Below are 840 nucleotides of genomic sequence, written 5' to 3'. Positions count from 1 at the left end.
ATGTACGCATCCCCTTGCGTCTGCAGCAGGTGGTGGAACAGCATCCCCTCCTGCAGCGGCGCCAGCGGGTAGATGTCCTGGATGTTCAGGGCTCCACCCGTGACCTTCGCCTCGATCCGCTTGATCTGTGCTTCGTCCAGTTCGATCAGCGTGAGCATGTCCGGGCGGATCGCCTCGCAGTCGGCAGGAATACCGTTCTCTGGCACGACCACCTCCACCCGCCCCTGCTCCTGCAGCAGCGCCTGCGCGAAGGACGCCAGCTGCGGGTGCTGGAACAGCGTGCGCACCTGCACGCTCCAGCCACGCTCGCGCACGCTCTCCAGCAGCCTCAGCGCCAGCAGCGAGTGACCACCGAGCTCGAAGAAGTTGTCGTTGCGGCCCACACGGGTCACGCCCAGCACCTCGGCCCAGATGGCTGCCAGAGCCTCCTCGACCTCCCCCTCGGGCGCCTCGTACGCCCTCTCGCTCGTGAACTCCGGCGCAGGCAGCGCCTTGCGGTCCACCTTCCCGTTCGCGTTCAGCGGCAACGCCTGCAGCTCCACGATCACGCTCGGGACCATGTAGTCCGGCAGCGCCTCGCCCAGCTTCTGCTTGAGCACTGCCGTATCGATGCCTTGGCCCGAGACATAGGCCACCAGCCTCGTGCCCGCAGGGCCCTCGTTCGCCACGACGACCGCTTCACGCACTTCAGGCTGGGCCTGCAGCCCCGCCTCGATCTCCCCCAGCTCGATGCGGAAGCCCCGCACCTTCACCTGGTGGTCGATCCGCCCCAGGTATTCCAGCTGGCCCTCGTTGTTCCACCGCACAAGGTCTCCCGTGCGGTACAGCCTGCTTCCGTTG

1 protein-coding gene is annotated in these 840 nt (G+C 67.0%); it reads right to left on the bottom strand.

Features of this window, described 5'->3' with window-relative positions; all coding sequences use genetic code 11:
* Positions 1 to 840: phosphopantetheine-binding protein (locus ACTJLF_RS34615; RefSeq protein ID WP_440884902.1), on the bottom strand; the 840-nt coding region annotated here is incomplete at both ends.

It is taken from the genome of Variovorax sp. 22077 (assembly GCF_052044195.1).
GTDB lineage: Bacteria > Pseudomonadota > Gammaproteobacteria > Burkholderiales > Burkholderiaceae_C > Variovorax > Variovorax atrisoli.
This window is presented reverse-complemented; position numbering and strand designations above follow the sequence as displayed.